The sequence below is a fragment of the Pseudorhodoplanes sp. genome, assembly GCF_059499825.1.
Genome location: NZ_JCABZI010000014.1, coordinates 25502 through 44648, shown reverse-complemented (window position 1 = coordinate 44648; position 19147 = coordinate 25502). Strand labels below are relative to the sequence as shown.

The following is a 19147-nucleotide window of genomic DNA, read 5'->3' as shown; positions in this document are numbered from 1 at the left end:
TAAACGTCAGGAAAAAGAGCCGGACCATCGGCCGGTTCGTTTGGGAGGAAGGCCGCGATGAAGATGCCGTTTTACGGCTCTGCGAACTTCTTACGCATCTCGCATTGTGTCATGGCTTGACGTCATGACCCAGGCCGCAGCGCAATCCCCGCAATTTGCAGTCCTGCGCGGCAAGACCGCACCCGGATTGATTGCGGAGCATGCGCGGCGCAAACCCGCCGAAATCGCCTATCGCGCGAAGACGCTCGGCCTCTATCGTGAAAGGACATGGCGCGACTATGCCGCTGCGATCGGACGGAGCGCGCGCGCCTTGCAGACGCTCGGCCTCGCAAAGGGCGACCGTGTCGCCATCATGGGCGACGCCTGCGAGGAATGGGTGATCTGCGACATGGCGGCGCAAGCGGCCGGCGCCATCGTCTACGGTGTCTATCCGACCGCCTCGGTGTCCGAGGTTGAATTCCTGATGAAGGATGGCGGCGCGTCGATCTTCATCGCCGAGGATCAGGAATACATCGACAAGATCCTGCCGATCGCCGACCGCCTGCCCGACCTGAAATGGATCGTGGTGATCGACGATTCCGCGATGTTCGATTACAGTCATCCGAAGTTGATCGCGCTGTCGGAACTGCATGAACGCGTTAAGGGCGACGACGACGCCAATATCGCCGCACTGGAAGCGATGACCGCGGCGCTGAAGCCCGACGATCCCGCCTTCATCGTCTATACGTCCGGCACCACCGGCAATCCGAAGGGCGCGCTGATCTCGCACGGCAAGCATCTCGCCGGCACTTACACCATCGTCGATCACTACCCGACATTGCGCGACAAGGATCACCGCACCGTGGTGTTCCTGCCGCTCTGTCACATCTTCGGTCGCGACGTGGCGATCACGCTGCCGCTGATTTCGCGACTGGTCCCGCATTACGGCGAAACCGTCGACGATTTGATGCAGACCATGTTCGAAGTCGCGCCAACCGCATTGTTCACGGTGCCGCGCTACATGCAGAAATTTGCCTCGCAGGTGCTGGTGGGCCTGAGCACCACTTCGCCGGTGAAGCGCGGGGTGTATAACGCGGCGATGAACCTCGGCCGCTCCGCGGCGCGGCGCCGCTGGGCCGGGCAGACCGGCGCTGCGACCGATATGATGACCACGCTCGCACGCGGCGTCGCCTTCGGCCGGGTGCTGAACAAGCTCGGTCTCGACAAGCTCGAACTCGTGATCTCGGGCGCAGCACCGTTGCCGAAGGAGACCGCGGCGCTCTGGCAGATCTGGGGCGTCAACCTGGTCGAGGCTTACGGCCAGACCGAGACCGGCGGCGCCTTCATCAGCGGCCAGCCGCAGGCCTTCGCAAAGCCCGGCAATGTCGGCACCGTGGTGCCGGGCTGGCAGGTGCGGCTCGACGGAGACGGCCAGATCCTGGTGAAGGGACCGGACCAGTTCGAAGGCTACTGGAACCAGCCGGACGCGACCGCGCAGATCGTCGACAGCGAACACTGGCTGCATACCGGCGATGTCGGCGAATGGCAGGACGGCAACCTGCGGCTGATCGACCGCGCCCGCGATTTTCTGGTTACCGCCGGCGGCAAGACCATCTCGCCATCGGGGATCGAAAGTACGCTGCGCGCCAGCCCCTATATCGGCGAGGCGATCGTGTTCGGCCATGGCCGCAAATATCTCACCGCACTGATCGAGATCGACTTCGATTCGGTTGCCGACTGGGCGCGCGCCAACAACGTGAATTACACCGGCTTCACCTCGCTGGTTCAGAGCGATGCCGTGCAGCGCCTGATCAAGACGGAAATCGACAAGGCGAATGAAGAATTCGCCCGCGTCGAGCAGGTCAAGGCGTTTCGCATCCTGCCGAAGGAACTCGATCCCGAACAGGATGGCGAGCCGGTGACGCCGACCCGCAAGGTGAAGCGCAACCTGATGTACGAGCGCTTCAAGGATCTGGTCGAGGGCATGTACGACGACACCGAGGAGCGGCTTCTCGCCGCGGGAGCGGGCGATGCGCTGAGATAGAAACGACCTCCGTTCGTCCCCGCGAAAGCGGAGACCCATTCTCGCGATTTCTGGATTCCCGCTTTCGCGGCGGGAATGAACGGAGGATAGGCTGAGTGAAAAGAAACAAGATCATCACGGAGGAAATCATGCTGAAACGGAGCCTGATGGGCGCAATCGCTGCGCTGACGATCGCGTTGCCGGCCGCAGCGCAGGACGCCTACACAATCGGTCTGACCGGTGCGATGACCGGCCCCGCCGCCGGCACACTCGGACCGGCCGTGGAAGGCCTGCGGCTTTACATCGACAAGCTGAACGCATCGGGCGGCATCGACGGCCGCAAGGTCAACCTGATCCTGCAGGACGATTCCGCCGAACCGTCAAAGGCCGCAGCGAACGTCAAGAAGCTGCTGTCGCAAGATAACGTCCCGGTTCTGGTGAATGCGAGCCTGTCATCCACCTATGCGCCGATGCTGGCGGAAACCAAACGCGGTGGCGTGCCGGTCCTGTTCATGGGCGCGGTCTGCCCGAAGGAAGTGCTCCCGCCGAATCCCGACCCGCTGCAATTCTGCTCGACCGGCTTTGCGCAAACCTATGACAGCCGCGCCGCGCTCGAATACGTGAAATCGGTCGCCAAGGGACCGGTGAATGTCGGCTATGCGGCGATGGCGATCCCGATCTCGCGCGGCGAAATCGATTTCGCGGCGGCCGAAGCCGAGAAGATGGGCTTCAAGACCGTGGCCAAGGAGGTGATCCCGCCGCCGACGCCCGACTACACGCCGTTCGCAACGAAGATCAAGGATGCCGGCGCCAACTGGGCCTTCTCCTGGGCGCCGTGGGTGACCGAGATCCGAACCTTCGAGGCGCTGCGCCGTCTCGGCTGGGATGGCGAATATCTCACCATCGCGCATCTGGAGGCGGAAGGTGAATTGCCGCGCGTCAAGGATCCGAAATTCTACGTCATGGGCGCGAACGCGTTCTATGCCGACGGACTGCCGATCCATAAGGAGATCGAAGCGGCGGCGAAGGCCGGCGGCGCCAAATATCCGGCGAACCAGATGACCGAAGGCTGGCTCGGCGGGCTCGCGCTCGAAGCCGCGCTTCGCAAGGCCGGATGGCCCGCGACCAAGGAGAAGATCGCGGCGGCGATGTCCGATCTGAAGGTCGACACCAAGGGCCTGCGCGGCGTGCCGATGGTCTGGACCAAGGACAATCACTTCCGTACCCAGCAGGCCTATCGCGTCTATCGCTGGGACGGCGACAAGATCGCCATCCTGCAGGACTGGAAGGTCTACGACGTCGGCAAGTGATCTTAATCTATCGCGACATCGCACACTCCGTTCGCCCCCGCGAAAGCGGGGGCCCAGAGCCACAAACACAGACTTCGATATTCGGCACTGGGTCCCCGCTTTCGCGGGGACGAGCGGAGAGAGTGTCGGCACGACGAAATACACCACCCGTTTGAAAGACCGCCCTTGCAACTCCTCGTCAACATCCTGGTCCTGTCGTCGATCTACGCGCTGATCGCCTGCGGCTATGTGCTGATCTATCGCGTCAGCCGCGTGCTCAATCTGGCGCATGGCGAATTAATGATGGTCGGGTCGTATCTGCTCCTGACCACAGCCTGGATGTTCGTGGGCTCACCCGTGACCGCGATTGCGTCTGCGGTCGTGCTCAGCCTCACCGTCGGTGTGCTGGTCTATCTGTTCCTGATGCGCAAGATGACCGGCGAGATGGTGCTGGCCGCCGTCCTCACCACCGTCGCGCTCGGCATCCTCCTGCGCGGCCTGATGGTGCTGATCTGGTCGGCGCAAACGCAATATCCCGCGCAGGCGCTCGGCTTCGACAATCCGGCATTGATGGTTCCGGGCGGCGCCCGGATCTCGCTGTTCGCCGCGATCCTGATCGGCGTGACGATTGCGACCTATGCCGCGCTCTTCACCTTCCTGCGGTTCGGCGCATGGGGCGTGCGGATGCGTGCGGCCGGGCAAAACCCGCTGCTAGCCGCGCAGCGCGGCATCAACCTGCACGCGGTCTATGCGCTGGCCTGGGGCCTGTCGACATTGACCGGCGCGCTCGCCGGCATGCTGATCTCGCTCGACTCGGGCCTGACCGGCACCATGGTCATCATCGGGCTGAAAGCCTTCCCCGCCGCGCTGGTCGGCGGACTCGACTCGCTGGTCGGCGCCATTGTCGGCGCGCTGATCATCGGCGCCTGCGAGGTGCTGGCGATCCAGTATATCGACCCGCTCCTGTCCGACGTGATCCCGTTCGTGGTGCTGATCGCGTTCCTGGTGGTGCGGCCCTGGGGCCTGTTCGGCACCCGCGAGGAGCTCGACCGTGTCTAACCAGCCGCGCGCCTCGGGCTATTTCCGCACCTCCTACGCGCAGGACGTGGCGCTGATCCAGACGCGCATGCAGCGCGTCAGCGCCGTGATTTTCGGCATCGTGCTGCTCGGCTTTCCGCTGGTGGCGTCGAACTTCTATCTCGATCTGGCAACGCAGGTGCTGCTCGCCTCGATCGGCGCGCTGTCGCTGATGCTGCTCACCGGCTATGCCGGACTGATCTCGCTCGGACATGCCGGCCTGCTTTGCGCCGGCGCTTTCACCGCAGGCATTCTCTTCAAGGAATTCAACACCCCGATCTGGCTGACGCTGCCGGCCGCCGCGATCGTCGGCGCGCTGCTCGGTGTCATCTTCGGATTGCCCTCGCTGCGGCTGCGGGGGCTCTATCTCGCGGTGTCGACCCTCGCCTTACATTTCGTGGTGGTCTATCTCGGGGCGGAATACGAGACCAAGCGTGGCTTCTCGACCGGCATCACCATCGAGGCGCCGGTCGTATTCGGGTTTGAGCTCTATGGGGGGCCGACCTGGTATTACGTGATGCTGGCCTTCTCGGCGCTCACGCTGCTGCTCTGCATCAACCTGATGCGCACGCGCATCGGCCGCGCCTGGCGCGCCATCCATGCGCACGAGACCGTGGCCGAAGCGCTCGGCATCAATGTCGCCGCCTACAAGCTGCTCGCCTTCGTCATCTCTTCGGCAATCGCAGCGGTCGCGGGCGCATTGTTCGCCTATTACCGCAGCTTCGTTTCGGTCGAGGCGTTTTCGTTGTTCCTCACCATTCAATATGTGGCGATGGTGATCATCGGCGGCATGGGCTCGCTGCTCGGCGCCATTCTCGGCGCGCTGTTCGTCACGCTGTTCCCCTATGCGATCGAGAGCGCGCTTCTGGCGCTGCCGAACGCGCAGGCCTATGCCGGACAACTCTTCGCGGTGAATTATGCCGGCTTCGGCTTGGTGATGATCCTGTTCCTGGTATTCGAGCCGCTGGGCCTCGTCGGCATCTGGCACCGCATCCAGACTTACTTCCTGCTCTGGCCGTTCAAGCACCGCCCGGTCGCGGGAGCACGCAAATGAGCGAGCCCCTCCTCATCGCCGAAAAGCTGGCCGTGGTCTATCACCACGCCATCACCGCCATCCAAGGCGTGTCGCTCACCGTGCGCGAAGGCCAGATCGTTGCCATCCTCGGCACCAACGGTGCCGGTAAATCCACCACGCTGCGCGCGCTCTCCGGCTTTCTCGGCATCGACAACGCGCGCGTCACCGAAGGCACCATCACCTTCCGCGGCAAGCGCATCGAGAACCGGCCGCCGAACGAACTGACCAGGCTCGGCATCGCTTTGATCCCTGAGCGCGAGAAGGTGTTCCCCAATCTCACCGTCGCCGACAATCTCGCCGCCCCCTTTGCGCCGGCGCTATCCAAAGCCGAACGCCGCCGGCGCGAGGAGCAGATCTATTCGTTCTTCCCGCGCCTCGCCGACCTGCGCGCGCGCATCGGCGGATTGCTGTCCGGCGGCGAGCGGCAAATGCTGGCGCTCGCGTCCGGCCTGATGACCAAGCCGCAATTGCTGCTGGTCGACGAACTCTCGCTTGGCCTCGCGCCCGTCATCGTCGAGGACCTGATGGCGCGGCTGGTGCAGATCCGCAACGAGCTCGGCATCACCATCGTCATCGTGGAGCAAAGTGCGGCGGTCGCGCTCGATGTCGCCGATTACGGCTATGTGCTGGAAAACGGCCGCGTCGTGCTCGACGGCTCGGCCGACAAACTGAAGTCCCACGGCGACATCCAGGAATTCTATCTCGGGCAATCCGGCGGCGCGGAGCGCAGGAGCTACCGCGACGTAAAGCAATATCGCCGCTCGCGGAGATGGTATGGCTGAACTCGATGTCGACAATCTGACGCTGCGCTTCGGCGGGCTGGTGGTGCTGGACGGCGTATCGCTCAAGGTCGACAAGGGCGAATTGCTTGCGCTGATCGGCCCCAACGGCGCCGGCAAGACCTCGGTCTTCAATTGCATAAGCGGTCTTTATCCCGGCGAGGGCGCGATCTCGTTCCGCGGCGAATCGCTCATCGGCAAGAAGCCGCATGACATCGCCGCGCTCGGCGTCGCGCGCACCTTCCAGCATGGCGAGCTCTTTCCGCAGATGAGCGTGGTCGACAATCTGCTGACCGGCCGTCATCCGCGCATCAGGGGCAATCCGTTCGCCGAGATGCTGTTCCTGTCCTCCGTGCGCCGGGAGGAAATCCGCCAGCGCGAGGCGGTGGAAAAAATCATCGAATTCGTCGAGCTGGAGCGCTATCGCCACACCGCGGTCGGCGGACTTCCGTTCGGCACCCAGAAGATCATCGGCTTCGCCCGCGCGCTCGCCAACGAGCCCGCGATCCTCCTGCTCGACGAACCTTCCGCCGGCCTCAACCGCGAGGAGCGCGAGGACCTCGCGAGATTCATCCTGCGCATCAAGCATACGCTCGGTATTGCCATGATCTGGATCGAGCATGATATGCAGATGGTCGCCGACCTCGCCGACCGGATTCATGTGCTCGATTACGGGCGCACGCTGGCGAGCGGTCCGGCCGATGCCGTGCTGAAGGATGAGAAGGTCATTGCCGCATATCTTGGGACCAGCAAGCACTGACCTTCCTTCTCCCTCCCCCCGCGAGCGGAGCGAACTCCTTCCTTCTCCCTCCCCCCGCAAAGCTCTTTCCTTTCCCTCCCCCCGTGAGCGAAGCGAATGGTGGGGAGGGTGGCCGCCGGCGCGAAGCGACGGCGGTCGGGTGGGGGGCAGAAATCTCCGCGCATTCGCTCGTTTGTTTTCATTGAAAAATCCCCCCACCCGGCTCGCCGCTGATGCGGCTCGCCACCCTCCCCACCGCTTCGCGGGGGGAGGGAAAAGAAAGAGCTTCACGGCCGGAATAAGAGCGTTCGCGGCCTGCATCACGCTGTGCGTCTGCGTCGGCAACGCTCCCGCGCAATCCCCTGATCCGCAAGCCCGCTCCTTCCGCGGCTATATCGAGCAGCTGCGCCCGCTTGCACAACAGCGCGGCGTCACGCCTGCGACATTCGATCGCGCGCTGGCGAACGTCGCCTATGACGCCGAAATCTCCCGCCTCTCCCGCCGCCAGCCGGAATACGGCCGCCCGGTCGGCGACTATCTGAATTCCCTCGTCGCGCAGCCGCGCCTGTCGAACGGCATCCGCCGCATCGGCGAATTGCGCGGTCTCCTCGATTCGATCGAGCACCGCTTCGGCGTGCCGCGCGAAGTGATCGTCGCGATCTGGGGCATCGAGACCAGCTACGGCGCCAACCAGGGCGGCAAGCGCGTGATCCCGTCGCTCGCCACGCTCGCCTTCCACAATTACAAGGGCGACTTTGCGCGCGACGAACTGATCACCGCGCTGCTCATCCTGCAGGAGGGCCACATTCCGCCGGAACGCATGATCGGCTCCTGGGCCGGCGCGATGGGGCAGCCGCAATTCATCGCCTCGAGCTTCATGCGCTGGGCGGTGGATTTCTCCGGTGACGGCAAGCGCGATCTGTGGACGTCGGTGCCGGACGTACTGGCCTCGATCGCGAATTACCTGAAGGAGCATGGCTGGCAGCCGGGCGTACCCTGGGGCTATGAGGTGCAGGTGCCGCAGGGCTTCGATTATCGCAAGAGCCGCAGCTCGTTCCGCGAATGGGTGACGCTCGGCTTCCGGCGCACCGACGGCGGCAATCTGCCGACCACCACGACACGCGACGAGGCGACGCTCTTGTTTCCTTCCGGCGCACGCGGGCCGGCGTTTCTGGTCACGAAGAATTTTGAGGTGATCAAGACCTACAACATCTCGGACGTCTATGCGCTCGCCGTGCTCCACCTCGCCGATCGCTTTCGCGGCGCACCGCCGTTTGCCGGCCGCTGGCCGGACAACGACGTGCAGCTCTCGCGCGAGGACAGGATGACGATTCAGCAGGAGCTTGCGAAGCGCGGCTTCAAGCCGAGCAACCTGCAGGGCATGATCGATTTCGATCAGCGCGACGATATTCGCGCGATGCAGGTACAATTCGGGATGACACCGGACGGGCATCCGACGCCGGAGTTTTTGGGGCGGTTGGTGGGGCGGCCTTAACAGGTGGGGCGACGGTCGCCCCGCGTCCAATTACAACAACGAGGCACGCTCGGAGCTGATGCCATGAGACTTCTCGGATTTGTCCTGATCGTTCTCGGCCTGCTGTGGTCGGTCATGAGCTTTCTCGGCACCATGATGATGTCGCGCAGCGTCAACATGTTCACCGAGGCCGTGCTGCCGGCGCTGCTCGGTATCGTTGCCGCAGCCATCGGCCTCATGCTGGTCGCGCGCACCAGACCACCGCAGGATCACTGAATGCGCGTGGCGACTGCGGAGCTTTGCCTCTCACCCCACCAGCACATACGCCATGATCACCACCAGCATCACCACTTGCGGATAAAACGTCAGCGCGAACCCCAGCGCGCGGCCCGGTGCGCCGCTGGCGTAACCGCGCCAGAACAGCACGCGGCCGATCACGAACAGGATCACCGCGGCCGGCACTGCCGCCTGCCAGCCCTGCGGCATCACGACGGCCCAGATCGCATGCACGCCGAGCGCCAGCACACTCTGCTCCAGCGTGTTCTGCAGCATCGATTGCAGGAGATGCGCGGTCGCGGTGCCAGGCGTCAGCCCGCCGCCATCGATGTCGTCCGGCGTGAAGAAACGGTGCCGCGCCAACAGGCCGATATTGATCGCGAGGCAGGCGAGCACCAGCGTGTCCCATCTGAGTGCGTGCGTGAGCGGCGCCTGCGCGCCCGGCATCAGCGGCGGCAGCAGGCCCGCGATTGCGAGCCCCAGCACCACGAGCGTGATGGCGAGCCCCGCCACCACGCCTCTCAGCACACCTCTCTGCTTGTCCGTCATCGCCGCCCCCGCGCTCAATGCGCGGAGACTAGCATTGTTTAACGCGGAGCGGCGCCGTTGCCGTTGCTCTTCACCACCGGATATTCGACATGACAGCGCTTGCAGCGAAACACATCGGTGACCTTCGCTACCGCGGCATGCATCTGCGCGGCGATCGTCTCACCGCCGCACACCGGACAGGCCGGCGTGGGAATAGGATCGGGAAACACATTACCAATCGAAATATCTGACATCGCAATCTCCTCAAGTTTTTCTTCTGCTTGCGCGCAGATGCAGATCTCCGTTCAGTCGGAATTGGGAACTGGATCGAGTGCCGGAACAACGCGGCGATCGCGGATGGGTGCCGCGTCAAATTCATGAAAAATCGCGTGATGCGCAGGAACCGGGCAGACCGAATGCTGTGACAAAGCGGATCGACCGCGCGCGTGCGACGCGGCAAGCGCGCGCCCGGAGTCTTTTTGACGCGTTTTCTTAACGCGAACTGGTGCCCACTTCGCTCGAAAACGGTCTAATGCTCTTCGACGAAGCGCAGCCGCCCGGTCTGCTGCAGCGTGCGGGTGTCGAAGGTGCGCACCTCGATCGCCCCGTTCACATCCACCGTCACCACCAGCCGGTCGCCTGAGGTTTGCGCTGCGATGATGCGCGCGCCCTTCGGCAACATCGCCATCACGTCGACCGGTTGCGCCGGCGGCGCGGTGTCGCCCGAACGCGAGAGCTTCCAGCCGATCACAACGATCACCACCGCGATGCCGAACACGGTGGCAAAGCCGGAGATCGCAGACATCCGGCGCACGCGGTCGACCACCGCCTGCGCCTGCGGGTCGAGCGGCTTGCCGTCGGGGTCTTTCAGGGGATCTGGCGTGGACATGGTTGGTAGTGGTTGCGTTTTGCCGCTTCCGCAAAGGGCGGTCGGGAGGGGGTAAGCCACTATGACAACGCTTGCAACTTGCCCTCATGCGACATACCCCCCTCCCCAATGACAGCCTCCACCGAAACCCTCACCGTCGCGGCCGAAGACGCCGGCACCCGGCTCGACCGCGTATTGGCGGCGGGGCTCGCCGACCTCTCGCGCACGCGGCTGAAGGCGCTGATCCTGGAGGGCGCCGTCACGGCCGGCGGGCGCGCGGTCGACGATCCCGGCTACAAGGTGAAGGCCGGCGAAGTGCTGACCGTGGACGTGCCGCCGCCGGAGCCGGCCGAGCCCGAAGGCGAAGCCATCCCCCTCACCATCCTGCATGAGGACGACCAGGTCGTCGTCATCGACAAGCCGGCCGGCCTCGTGGTGCACCCGGCCGCCGGCCACCAGACCGGCACGCTGGTCAATGCGCTGATCGCCCATTGCGGCGATACCCTGTCCGGAATCGGCGGGGTGATGCGGCCGGGCATCGTGCACCGGCTCGACAAGGATACCTCGGGCGTGATGGTGGTGGCCAAGACCGACAAGGCGCATCAGTCACTGTCCGCGCAATTCGCCGACCATGGCCGCACCGGCGATCTCGAGCGCGGCTATCTCGCGCTGGTCTGGGGCGTGCCGGACCGCGCCCGCGGCACCATCGATGCGCCGATCGACCGGCATCCGCATTCCCGCGACAAGATGGCGGTGCGCCAGGGCGGCCGCGAGGCGATCACCCATTGGGAGGTGAAGGAGCGCTATGCCGGGGCGGACGGGAAACCGATCGCCAGCCTGATCGAATGCCGGCTGGAGACCGGCCGGACTCACCAGATCCGGGTGCATCTCGCCCATCTCGGCCACCCGATTCTAGGCGACGAGACCTATGCGACGGGATACCGCACCAAGGCGGTGCGCCTGCCCGAGGCGGCCCAGGACGCCCTGCAGGCCCTTGGACGGCAGGCCCTGCATGCTTATCTGCTGGTTTTCCAGCACCCTGTTTCGGGCAAGATCGAGCAATTCCAGTCGGAACTGCCGGTCCCGCTCGCCCGTTTGCGTGGTAGCCTGTCCCGCATCTGAAACTTCGTGCCCGGTTGGGCGTATCTTTAAAAGACGATGTAAATCAACGACTTGGATTACGGCTTTCGGTCACCTTGTGTTCACGCTGAGGTGACGGGAATGTAACTTCCTTTCGTAATCCATGTCACATATGCTGCCAATGCGGTATGTTGCACCGCAGCATGTTCCGCCGGCCCGTTGACGGCGGCGGGGCATATGCCCGCCGATCCTCGGGGGCATGAATGAATGGAGGGCGCAAGTCATGGCCCGTTCTGCGGCTATGCCGATGATTACCGCCGAAGGCGGTCTGTCGCGATATCTCGAAGAGATCCGGCGGTTCCCGATGCTGGAACCGCAGGAGGAATTCATGCTGGCCAAATCCTGGCGCGAGCACGGCGACCGCGACGCGGCGCACAAGCTCGTCACCAGCCACCTGCGGCTCGTCGCCAAGATCGCGATGGGTTACCGCGGCTATGGCCTGCCGATTTCCGAAATCGTGTCGGAAGGCAATGTCGGCCTGATGCAGGCGGTGAAGCGGTTCGAGCCCGATAAAGGCTTCCGCCTCGCCACCTATGCCATGTGGTGGATCAAGGCCGCCATCCAGGAATACATCCTGCGTTCGTGGTCGCTCGTGAAAATGGGCACGACCGCGAACCAGAAGAAGCTGTTCTTCAACCTGCGCAAGGCGAAGAGCAAGATTTCGGCGCTCGGCGAAGGCGATCTCAAGCCCGATCAGGTGGCGCAGATCGCCAAGCGCCTCGGCGTGACCGAGAAGGACGTCGTCGACATGAACCGGCGGCTGGGCGGGGATTCCTCGCTCAACGCTCCGATCCGCGACGATGGCGATTCCGGCGAGTGGCAGGACTGGCTGGCGGACGATTCCGCAGGCCAGGAGCATGTGCTCGCCGAAACCGAAGAACTCGACAATCGCAGGTCCGCGCTCGATCACGCGCTCACCGTGCTGAACGATCGCGAACGCCGCATCTTCGAGGCGCGGCGTCTGGCCGACGATCCGGTCACGCTCGAGGAACTCGCCGCCGAATTCGGCGTGTCGCGCGAGCGCGTGCGCCAGATCGAGGTGCGCGCCTTCGAGAAGGTGCAGAAGGCGGTGAAGAATCGCGTCGCCGCGATGGAAACGCCTAAGCAGCAGGAAGCGCTGCCGGCGCATTGATCCACGCGCGGCAAGGAAAGCCACATCAACGAAGAAAAAGCCGGGCAGCAATGCCCGGCTTTTTTCATTCCCCGGCCTGTGTTCGGCATCCACGCTCACGCGGGCACCATCGCCGTAAGCATCGAGCCCGCTTCTGCCGACGCCGGGAACCGCACGGCCCCGATCCGGCTTCTGTCCTGCAGCAACAGGAGAGACGCATGCCGACGCCGCAAGAACTGGAAGCCAAATTCTGGAAAGCCCTCAAATCCGACATGACCGTGATGCTGGGCGTCGATGGCGTCGAAGACCGGCATGCAAGACCGATGACCGCGCAGGTCGAGGAAGAACGCAGTCCGATCTGGTTCTTCACCGCGCGCGACAGCGAACTCGTCAAGAACCTGCGCAACGGCGCGCATGCCGATGCGACCTTCGCCTCGAAAGGTCACGACCTGTTCGCCACCATCCACGGACATATCGCGCAGGACAACGATCGCGCCACGATCGAGCGGCTGTGGAATCCCTATGTCGCTGCCTGGTTCAAGGGCGGCAAGGACGATCCCAATCTCGCACTGCTGCGCTTCGATGCCGAGCGCGCGGAAATCTGGCTCGACGAATACAGCCTGATCGCAGGCGTGAAGATGCTGCTCGGCGCCGACCCGAAGAAGGATTACCAGGACAAGGTCGCCGAGGTGAGCTTGAAATAGTCGGCATCGCCGCTCAGCACGCAACACCCGTCACGGGAAGAAACGCCGTGGCGTCTTGTGCTCCTCGCATGGATGGAATGCCGGCTCCTGACGCGTTGCAATCGATCAAGATGCGGTTTGTCGCGGACGACTTGATCAGTCGGGCGCGTAGAATTAAGAAAAAGGCCGCACCTTGTTTCTGATCGTGGATCTCCATCAGTGGAACTACTCTGGTCTCTGAACGAAACAGCGCTCGCGTTCGAAACCGCGTTCGAAAACAGCCTTCCCGCAGTCTATATCGTGCTGTCGCTGATGACGTTATCCGGCAATTTTGCCATCAAGTCCTTCTTTGACGGATGTGGCGTGGATCTGTACGGGCGCACTTGGTGCGGCTGCGCTCTCGGCGTGGCCGGCCTTGTTCTGCTGACGGGGCTATCGTCGTGTCATGCCACCACGGCAATGATCGCGATGTTTATCTTCCTCGCCGGCATGGCGCTTCGCGGCGGGGCGCGTCAGGTTGCCGCCATCAATGTCGGTGCCGCGGCTGCACTCGCACCGGTCGTGATCGTCCCCTGATGTCGGCTGCCCTTCCCACAGCGTTCTGGCCGGCTGGCTGGCGCCTTGACGCCTTCGATGCGATCGATCGCATGTCTGAGTACTTCCCAGGCGATCGTCTGACGCGTTATCCGCTGCGATTTCTGCGCTACTGGTTCGTCCGGCATTTGATCGAAACGCATGCGAAAGCGCTGGGCCGGCCATTGGATGTTCTGGAAGTCGGTGTCGATCGCGGACAGATGCTCACCTTCATGATGTCGGGCAGCGCGTCTGGCCGGCCTTCCATCCTCCAGCGCTGGGATGCGGTCGACATCGCAGGCGACCCTGCGATGCTGGCCGCCAAGGGCTATACGCATTACACCCGCTTCAATGTCGAATCCGGAGCGCGCCCCGCGCTGGACCGGCACTACGACGTGGTCGTGTACCTTCATCTGCTTGAACATCTCCATATGCCGGAGGCTTGCCTGCGCGCGGTCCTGCCGTTCCTGGGGCAGGACGGACTGATTGTGGGTGGTTCACCCACCATGCCGAAGCTGATTGCCGATCTCGGTTACGAGCGAAGGCTGCGGCAGCGCGCCCGCCCCTTCGGTCATGTCAGCATCCTGTCGCCTGAGCGGCTCGAACTGTTCGCGCAATCGGAGGGCCTGCGCTTGCGCTTTCTTTCCGGCTCGTACCTGACCCGCAACAACGGTCATGCGATCGAGAATTCGGCATTCTGGCTCAGGCTGAACGTCGCCTTCGGCTCGCTGTTTCCCTCGCTCGGAAGCGAAGTGAATTTCTGCATGTCGCGCTAGGCATGGGCCAAGTCTCGGGCCGCGACGAGAGCGGCGCCTTACTCATTCGCTTTTTTCACAACTCTGCTCCACCGCATTCCATCGCTGCTGCAATCCGCCATTGGAAATGCGTGTGACCTGCGTCTTCGCATCCGGCGCACCGGCATTCGGTGTGATCCGCAGATCCATCCCCGGCTGCGTGGCGAGCGCGGCGATATCGGGCGTCGCCACCGTCAGCCGGCGGCGCAGATAGGGCGCATCCGGCTCGGTCGGATTTTTGTGCATCGACATATCCTGCGGCAGGAACACGAATTTGCGCCGACCCGCAGTCAGTTGGACATCGGTGCCCTCGCCCGCGTCGCCGCCGATCGCTGGACGCACGAACACGATCGCGGAAGACGCCGGACCGCTGCCCCGCGCGTTGCATTGCAGTTCCAGCCAGCCCATGCGTTTGGCGCCATCCGCGCCGGTCGCTTCCAGCAACACCTTCACGATCACCTGCGCAGCGCCGGGCTTGCCCATCCAGGGCGTCTCGGCGATATCGCTGGTGTCGATGCCGAAGCGGTTCAGTTCTTCGCGGGTCAGATAACGGATTTCGTTATGCGGCACCTTGGCCATTGCCTCGACATAGCCCTGCGAGATTCCCATTTCGCGCGCATAGGCGGCCAGTTCCTTCGCGCCTTGTGCGCTGAATTGCCGGCATTGCTCGGCCAGCCGGCCGGCGCCTTTCTGGCCGACGATGCGCCCGCTGCGCAGGAAGCAGTAATAGGCCGGCGAATGGATGCCTATGCCGCCGCCCGGCGGCACCCAGCGCTCCGCCGCACCGATCAGCGCGATACCGCAGGCGGAATTGCAACTGGCGTCGAAGCTGGTCCATTGCGACGCCAGCGGCTTGCCGGATTTCTTGGCGGTCTCGCACACCACCGGCTCCTTCGGCCGGCGCACGCAGAGATCCGGCCGCGTCATCGCGATGCCCGCGCGCATCCGCCGCTCGCGCATCAGCCGGCCGATCGCCATCGCCTCCTCCTGCAGGCCGCCGTTCGAATTGAAGAAGATCGGCAGGTCCCCTGCCTTGGTGCGGGCCAGGAATACCCGGAACCGGGCGGCCGATCCCTCGTCGAACTGCCCATCAGCGGCGATCCAGTCCCGGCAGCCCGGACCGCAGGAATCCTCCGCCCCGCGCGCCAGGAAGAAGGTCAGCGGCTGTTTCGCCAGCTTGGTTTGCAGGTCGGCCTTGCGGCTGACCGGGTTCTGCGCCAGCGACGGCAGCGCAGTCGCCAGGCCCCCGGCCCAGAGCAGCACCCCCGCGAGCAGAATTCGTCCGATCATGGCGCAGTTCCCACCTTACGCGAGGGTACCGGCAATGGCATAAAGAGCAAATTGGACAGAGATTTTGGCAGGCTCCGCCGCGATCCTGTCACAGCTGCGTGCGAGACTTGCGTTATGCCCCGCTACTATTTCAACACCCGCATCGACGGGGAACTGATCCGCGACCCCGACGGCGCCGAGCTTCGCGACCCGGATCACGCCTGGACTATGGCCCGCGCCATGATCCGCGACATTCTCCATGACGAGGACGCCGAGCCGCGGCTGATGCGCGCGGCCATCGAAGTCACCGACGAGGAGGGCGAGGTGGTGCTGGAATTTCCCTTCACCGAGGCGCTGATCGAGCCCGGGCAAGGCTCAATGCGGGTGCATTGAGGCAAAGCCTGAATGTCCTGCGTAGGATGGGTTGCGCGAATGCGAGACCCATCGTCACCGTGCAAGGCGTTGGTGGGTTTCGCTGCGCTCAATCCACCCTGCGATCGATAAAGACCGCTACTGCTTCCACGCCGCGAAGGCTTCCTGGAAGGCGCGCTCGCCCGGCGTCCCCTTCTCGATCGCGAGAATGGCGCGCCGGTTGTTGTTGTAGACGATCGGGATGTCGAACCAGCCCCGCTCCTTGAGAAGCTGGGTATTCCGCGCCTGGTCGGCTTCCACCGCCGACAGGCCGATCAGGAAGAAATTGTTGGTGACCTTTACCGCGAGCCCGGCGAGCGGCGTGCCGCGCGTCTGCTCCGCCTGCTTCATCAGCACGCCCGGGACGTTGGAAATGCCGCCGGCCGGGAAGTCCGGCGGGAGGTTGAACATCACTTCCATGGTGTGGCTTGCCGGCAGCGTCTGGTCGGTGTTGCGCCGGATCGAGAACGACATATTCAGCTTGCGTTCCGGGATTTCGACATCGGCGCGGATCGCCAGTTCAGGCGGACGGCCCGGACCGGGCGACACGGTTTCGGTGCGCCAGATCGCCGATCCGACATAGCGCTTGCCCTGCGGATCGTTCGGCTCTTCCTCGTACAGGACCACGCGCTGCGCGACCGCCGGACCGGACTGGGTGTCCTGCGATCCGAACCGATCGGTGATCTTCGGACGCCCGGCGGCCGGCTGCCCGGTCTTGCTGTCTGCCACCTCCGGCTTCGAGCCGCTGCGCGATTGCAGCATCTCGGTCACCAATCCGCGCTGCGACCAGGCCACCCAGCCGATGCCGAGCACTAGCACGACTGCGATCAGCGCCTTGACGAGACCGCCGATGGTCCGTTTCGGCCGCTCATCCTCTTCCAGTTCCTCGTCTTCCGCTTCGGCCATATCCCGCGGCGGGCGGGCGCCGCGATTCGGCGGCGGTTCGCGGAAGGGGTCCGTCGCCTGACTGCGCCCGTCATCCGGGACGGGCGGACGCATCTCGCGATTGAAATCCTCCTGCGCGAGCCGCGGCTCCATCAGGCGATCGAAATCTCCCGAGAGTTCCGCAAACGGATCGCGGGCCGGCCGGGCGGCGCTAGCGGGTGACGCGGGAGGCGTTGCCAGCGGTTTCGTCCCGCCGGGGAGCTGTGGACGCGGCGGCGCCGGAGGGAATTTCGGTGCAGCGGCAGCGGGGCCGGGCCTTGCCGCGGCCGGCGCGGGATTGCCGCCCGGAACCGGCGGTTTCGGCATTCCCGGTCCGGGCGGAGGTGCTGCCGGCGGACGCGCAGGGCGGTTCGGTGTCGGGGCCGCGGCATTGGGGAAACGCGGAGCGGCGGCAGGCGGAGCCGCCGGGGCAGCCGGCGCGTCGACGCGGGTGCGGCGGGCGGCTTCAGCCTCGACCTTGCGGATCGCCTCCTCAAGGGCGAGCCGCTCGCGGGTGATCTCAGCCTCCTGCAGCGGCGGCTTGACCCCGCGCAATTGCGCAACCAGGGCCGTCCGCGCCCGCTCATAGAGCGCGCGGCGAGCCTCGCCGGTATTCTTGTCGAGCCCGGCAATCGCGCGCTGGATCAGAGGTTGATAGTCAGCCATGCGTTCCTGAACAGCTCCGGATGTCAGAGCAGCCCCGATTGCTCATCGTGTCACGCCTCGAACGGATTCTGAACGAGAATTGTATCCTCACGCTCGGGCGAAGTGGACAAAAGAGCCACCGGACACCCGATCAGTTCCTCGATCCATCTTACATACTTGATGGCCTGAGCCGGCAAATCCGCCCAGGACCGGGCTCCGGCAGTCGCATCGCGCCAACCTTCAATGGTCTCGTAGACCGGCTCAACCAGCGCCTGGGCGTGCTCGCTCGCCGGCAGATAATCAATCATCCGCCCTTCGAGGCGGTAGCCTGTGCAAACCTTGATCTCCTCGAAACCGTCGAGAATATCGAGCTTGGTCAGGGCGATACCGTTGATCCCGCTGGTCCGGACGGTCTGCCGGACAAGCACCGCGTCGAACCAGCCGCAGCGCCTTGGCCGCCCGGTGACGGTTCCAAATTCGTGCCCGCGCTCGCCGATCAGGCGGCCGATGGCGTTGTCCTGTTCGGTCGGGAACGGTCCCTCGCCCACCCGGGTCGTGTAGGCCTTGCAGATACCGAGCACATAACCGATCGCGCCGGGACCGAGCCCCGAACCGGTCGCGGCCTGCGCCGCGACGGTGTTCGACGAGGTCACATACGGATAGGTGCCATGGTCGATATCGAGCAGCGCACCCTGCGCACCCTCGAACAGGATGCGGCGGCCTTCGCGGCGCTTGGTATCGAGCAGCGACCAGATCGAATCGAGATAGGGCAATATCCGCGGCGCCACTGCGGCGAGTTCGTCATAGACCGTGTCGGGCGCGATCTCGGCGAGCCCGTTGCCGCGCCGCAGCGCATTGTGATGCGCCAGCAGCCGTTCGATCTTGCTGCGCAGCGCGGGCAGATCGGCAAGGTCCATCATCCGGATCGCGCGCCGGCCAACCTTGTCTTCGTAGGCCGGGCCGATGCCGCGTTTGGTGGTGCCGATGCGCGCGGCGCCGGATTCGCGGATCGCTTCCAGTTCGCGATGCAGCGACAGGATCAGCGTCGCATTCTCGGCGATGCGCAGATTGTCCGGCGTCACCGCGACGCCCTGCTCCTTCAGCCGATCGATCTCGGTGGTCAGCGCATGCGGATCGACGACGACGCCATTGCCGATCACCGACAGCTTGTTGGGACGCACCACGCCGGACGGCAGCAACGACAGCTTGTAGACTTTTCCGTCGATGACCAGCGTGTGTCCGGCGTTGTGACCGCCCTGAAAGCGGACCACGATATCGGCCTGTTCGGACAGCCAATCGACGATCTTGCCTTTGCCTTCGTCGCCCCACTGCGCTCCGACGACAACTACATTCGCCATCCGTTCAGTTTCCTCCCGCGGCGCGCGGCCCGCGGCTCACGCTTGACTGATCTGCCCGGCCTTAGCGAGGCCCGTTCCGGATACGGCAAGCGTGGCCCTGAGGCAAGACGATGAGACCCGCGAATGGCCGGA

General features: G+C 64.4%; 20 protein-coding genes. 14 read left to right on the top strand and 6 right to left on the bottom strand.

Annotated features, from left to right (window positions below; translation table 11 throughout):
- The first annotated feature begins 124 nt into the window (after positions 1 to 124).
- The 8 genes from AC5I5I_RS19980 to AC5I5I_RS19945 all read left to right on the top strand — a co-directional run bounded on the left by AC5I5I_RS19980 (position 125) and on the right by AC5I5I_RS19945 (position 8711).
- Entirely contained in the window at positions 125 to 2023 is a 1899-nt protein-coding gene (locus AC5I5I_RS19980) for an AMP-dependent synthetase/ligase (RefSeq protein WP_495975910.1), read from the top strand.
- A 128-nt stretch (positions 2024 to 2151) separates the two neighbouring features.
- A complete protein-coding gene (locus AC5I5I_RS19975; RefSeq protein WP_495975908.1) occupies positions 2152 to 3312 on the top strand; it encodes an ABC transporter substrate-binding protein in 1161 nt (386 codons plus the stop codon).
- A gap of 165 nt (positions 3313 to 3477) precedes the next feature.
- The gene (locus AC5I5I_RS19970; protein WP_495975906.1) at positions 3478 to 4350 is read left to right on the top strand and encodes a branched-chain amino acid ABC transporter permease; all 873 of its coding nucleotides are present in this window, start codon (positions 3478 to 3480) and stop codon (positions 4348 to 4350) included.
- A complete protein-coding gene (locus tag AC5I5I_RS19965; RefSeq protein WP_495975904.1) occupies positions 4343 to 5422 on the top strand; it encodes a branched-chain amino acid ABC transporter permease in 1080 nt (359 codons plus the stop codon). The genes AC5I5I_RS19970 and AC5I5I_RS19965 overlap by 8 nt, the downstream gene beginning before the upstream one ends.
- A complete protein-coding gene (locus AC5I5I_RS19960; protein WP_495975902.1) occupies positions 5419 to 6225 on the top strand; it encodes an ABC transporter ATP-binding protein in 807 nt (268 codons plus the stop codon). The genes AC5I5I_RS19965 and AC5I5I_RS19960 overlap by 4 nt, the downstream gene beginning before the upstream one ends.
- Positions 6218 to 6982 carry an ABC transporter ATP-binding protein gene (locus AC5I5I_RS19955; protein WP_495975901.1) on the top strand — a complete coding sequence of 255 codons (765 nt, stop codon included), beginning with the start codon at positions 6218 to 6220 and terminating at the stop codon, positions 6980 to 6982. The genes AC5I5I_RS19960 and AC5I5I_RS19955 overlap by 8 nt, the downstream gene beginning before the upstream one ends.
- 181 nt (positions 6983 to 7163) lie before the next feature.
- On the top strand, positions 7164 to 8456 hold the full coding sequence (locus AC5I5I_RS19950) for a lytic murein transglycosylase (protein ID WP_495975900.1): 1293 nt from the start codon (positions 7164 to 7166) through the stop codon (positions 8454 to 8456).
- 63 nt (positions 8457 to 8519) lie between these two features.
- Complete coding sequence (locus tag AC5I5I_RS19945) at positions 8520 to 8711, top strand: hypothetical protein (protein ID WP_495975898.1); 192 nt, start codon at positions 8520 to 8522, stop codon at positions 8709 to 8711.
- A gap of 30 nt (positions 8712 to 8741) precedes the next feature.
- On the opposite strand, the gene AC5I5I_RS19940 is transcribed toward AC5I5I_RS19945, so the two are convergent.
- From AC5I5I_RS19940 to AC5I5I_RS19930, 3 genes are all read right to left on the bottom strand, one after another.
- Positions 8742 to 9260, bottom strand: coding sequence for an MAPEG family protein (locus tag AC5I5I_RS19940; protein WP_495975896.1), 519 nt, complete (start codon positions 9258 to 9260; stop codon positions 8742 to 8744).
- A gap of 38 nt (positions 9261 to 9298) precedes the next feature.
- A complete protein-coding gene (locus AC5I5I_RS19935; protein ID WP_495975895.1) occupies positions 9299 to 9493 on the bottom strand; it encodes a hypothetical protein in 195 nt (64 codons plus the stop codon).
- Between the two features lie 275 nt (positions 9494 to 9768).
- Positions 9769 to 10128 (bottom strand): hypothetical protein, encoded by a 360-nt coding sequence (locus AC5I5I_RS19930; RefSeq protein WP_495975893.1) that lies wholly within the window; start codon positions 10126 to 10128, stop codon positions 9769 to 9771.
- A 108-nt stretch (positions 10129 to 10236) separates the two neighbouring features.
- On the opposite strand from AC5I5I_RS19930, the gene AC5I5I_RS19925 reads away from it, so the two are divergent.
- From AC5I5I_RS19925 to AC5I5I_RS19905, 5 genes are all read left to right on the top strand, one after another.
- Positions 10237 to 11229 (top strand): RluA family pseudouridine synthase, encoded by a 993-nt coding sequence (locus AC5I5I_RS19925; protein WP_495975891.1) that lies wholly within the window; start codon positions 10237 to 10239, stop codon positions 11227 to 11229.
- Positions 11230 to 11470: 241 nt separating this feature from the next.
- Positions 11471 to 12379: an RNA polymerase sigma factor RpoH gene (gene rpoH / locus AC5I5I_RS19920; protein WP_495975889.1), complete on the top strand. Its 909-nt coding sequence runs from the start codon at positions 11471 to 11473 to the stop codon at positions 12377 to 12379.
- Between the two features lie 197 nt (positions 12380 to 12576).
- Positions 12577 to 13062 (top strand): pyridoxamine 5'-phosphate oxidase family protein, encoded by a 486-nt coding sequence (locus AC5I5I_RS19915; RefSeq protein ID WP_495975888.1) that lies wholly within the window; start codon positions 12577 to 12579, stop codon positions 13060 to 13062.
- A 198-nt stretch (positions 13063 to 13260) separates the two neighbouring features.
- On the top strand, positions 13261 to 13617 hold the full coding sequence (locus tag AC5I5I_RS19910; RefSeq protein WP_495975886.1) for a hypothetical protein: 357 nt from the start codon (positions 13261 to 13263) through the stop codon (positions 13615 to 13617).
- Positions 13618 to 13688: 71 nt separating this feature from the next.
- Complete coding sequence (locus tag AC5I5I_RS19905; protein WP_495975884.1) at positions 13689 to 14390, top strand: methyltransferase domain-containing protein; 702 nt, start codon at positions 13689 to 13691, stop codon at positions 14388 to 14390.
- Between the two features lie 42 nt (positions 14391 to 14432).
- Here the strand turns inward: AC5I5I_RS19905 and AC5I5I_RS19900 are convergent, their stop codons facing one another.
- On the bottom strand, positions 14433 to 15698 hold the full coding sequence (locus AC5I5I_RS19900; protein WP_495975883.1) for a COG3904 family protein: 1266 nt from the start codon (positions 15696 to 15698) through the stop codon (positions 14433 to 14435).
- Between the two features lie 114 nt (positions 15699 to 15812).
- Here AC5I5I_RS19900 and AC5I5I_RS19895 point away from each other — a divergent pair, with 114 nt between their 5' ends.
- Positions 15813 to 16070 carry a DUF6894 family protein gene (locus AC5I5I_RS19895; RefSeq protein ID WP_495975881.1) on the top strand — a complete coding sequence of 86 codons (258 nt, stop codon included), beginning with the start codon at positions 15813 to 15815 and terminating at the stop codon, positions 16068 to 16070.
- Between the two features lie 117 nt (positions 16071 to 16187).
- On the opposite strand, the gene AC5I5I_RS19890 is transcribed toward AC5I5I_RS19895, so the two are convergent.
- Both AC5I5I_RS19890 and AC5I5I_RS19885 read right to left on the bottom strand, forming a co-directional pair.
- Positions 16188 to 17678 (bottom strand): hypothetical protein, encoded by a 1491-nt coding sequence (locus AC5I5I_RS19890; RefSeq protein ID WP_495975879.1) that lies wholly within the window; start codon positions 17676 to 17678, stop codon positions 16188 to 16190.
- A gap of 50 nt (positions 17679 to 17728) precedes the next feature.
- On the bottom strand, positions 17729 to 19015 hold the full coding sequence (locus AC5I5I_RS19885) for an adenylosuccinate synthase (RefSeq protein WP_495975877.1): 1287 nt from the start codon (positions 19013 to 19015) through the stop codon (positions 17729 to 17731).
- Positions 19016 to 19147 lie beyond the last annotated feature (132 nt).

What these genes read in the sequence shown, in the direction of transcription:
- AC5I5I_RS19900 (WP_495975883.1), bottom strand. Translation starts at nt 15,698, where the DNA reads ATGATCGGACGAATTCTGCTCGCGGGGGTGCTGCTCTGGGCCGGGGGC.
- AC5I5I_RS19905 (WP_495975884.1), top strand. Translation starts at nt 13,689, where the DNA reads ATGTCTGAGTACTTCCCAGGCGATCGTCTGACGCGTTATCCGCTGCGA.
- AC5I5I_RS19915 (WP_495975888.1), top strand. Translation starts at nt 12,577, where the DNA reads ATGCCGACGCCGCAAGAACTGGAAGCCAAATTCTGGAAAGCCCTCAAA.
- AC5I5I_RS19945 (WP_495975898.1), top strand. Translation starts at nt 8,520, where the DNA reads ATGAGACTTCTCGGATTTGTCCTGATCGTTCTCGGCCTGCTGTGGTCG.
- AC5I5I_RS19930 (WP_495975893.1), bottom strand. Translation starts at nt 10,128, where the DNA reads ATGTCCACGCCAGATCCCCTGAAAGACCCCGACGGCAAGCCGCTCGAC.
- AC5I5I_RS19955 (WP_495975901.1), top strand. Translation starts at nt 6,218, where the DNA reads ATGGCTGAACTCGATGTCGACAATCTGACGCTGCGCTTCGGCGGGCTG.
- AC5I5I_RS19925 (WP_495975891.1), top strand. Translation starts at nt 10,237, where the DNA reads ATGACAGCCTCCACCGAAACCCTCACCGTCGCGGCCGAAGACGCCGGC.
- AC5I5I_RS19940 (WP_495975896.1), bottom strand. Translation starts at nt 9,260, where the DNA reads ATGACGGACAAGCAGAGAGGTGTGCTGAGAGGCGTGGTGGCGGGGCTC.
- rpoH (WP_495975889.1), top strand. Translation starts at nt 11,471, where the DNA reads ATGGCCCGTTCTGCGGCTATGCCGATGATTACCGCCGAAGGCGGTCTG.
- AC5I5I_RS19960 (WP_495975902.1), top strand. Translation starts at nt 5,419, where the DNA reads ATGAGCGAGCCCCTCCTCATCGCCGAAAAGCTGGCCGTGGTCTATCAC.
- AC5I5I_RS19980 (WP_495975910.1), top strand. Translation starts at nt 125, where the DNA reads ATGACCCAGGCCGCAGCGCAATCCCCGCAATTTGCAGTCCTGCGCGGC.
- AC5I5I_RS19975 (WP_495975908.1), top strand. Translation starts at nt 2,152, where the DNA reads ATGCTGAAACGGAGCCTGATGGGCGCAATCGCTGCGCTGACGATCGCG.
- AC5I5I_RS19890 (WP_495975879.1), bottom strand. Translation starts at nt 17,678, where the DNA reads ATGGCTGACTATCAACCTCTGATCCAGCGCGCGATTGCCGGGCTCGAC.
- AC5I5I_RS19885 (WP_495975877.1), bottom strand. Translation starts at nt 19,015, where the DNA reads ATGGCGAATGTAGTTGTCGTCGGAGCGCAGTGGGGCGACGAAGGCAAA.
- AC5I5I_RS19895 (WP_495975881.1), top strand. Translation starts at nt 15,813, where the DNA reads ATGCCCCGCTACTATTTCAACACCCGCATCGACGGGGAACTGATCCGC.
- AC5I5I_RS19935 (WP_495975895.1), bottom strand. Translation starts at nt 9,493, where the DNA reads ATGTCAGATATTTCGATTGGTAATGTGTTTCCCGATCCTATTCCCACG.